This window comes from Acinetobacter sp. V2, assembly GCF_001188385.1.
Taxonomy (GTDB): domain Bacteria; phylum Pseudomonadota; class Gammaproteobacteria; order Pseudomonadales; family Moraxellaceae; genus Acinetobacter; species Acinetobacter oleivorans.
The window spans coordinates 862,456-862,894 of record NZ_JZFB01000001.1 but is presented as its reverse complement, the minus strand read 5'-3'; the positions used below and the strand labels follow the sequence as shown (position 1 = coordinate 862,894).

At 41.9% G+C, this 439-nt stretch carries 1 protein-coding gene; it reads right to left on the bottom strand.

The features are described from left to right. Nucleotides 1-439, bottom strand: a 439-nt coding sequence (locus UC75_RS20105) for an FAD-dependent oxidoreductase (RefSeq protein ID WP_228137071.1), incomplete at both ends; no start/stop codon positions are given.

The window sequence follows — 439 nt, the reverse complement described above, 5'->3', positions numbered from 1 at the left end:
AAATCCAGACGGTATTAATTTCTTGTTTAATTTTTTTAGCTTCATCACGCACAAATTGAACCTGACGATCCCAACCTTCGCTATAGAGTGCGCCCCACGGACCTAAATCAACACACGTCACATACTTCGGTTGACTGTATGGATGAAGTGGTAAATCAACTAGTTCTGCCGCAGCATTGTAACCCGCTACACGGCCTAGACTCATGGCATGTTGGCAAGACATCACGTTAAAGTTACCTAAATCATCGGTTGGAACTTTTACAGTGTCGCCAGTCACAAAAATATTTTTTGCTTCAGGTGCATGTAAATAAGCATCCCCTAAAATACGTCCTAAATTATCTTTTTCACCAGTAACTTGAGAGGTGAGTGGGTTGGCTCGCATGCCAGCAGTCCAAATCACGGTTTGTGTTTCAATTCTTTCACCATTAGAAAGTGTTAC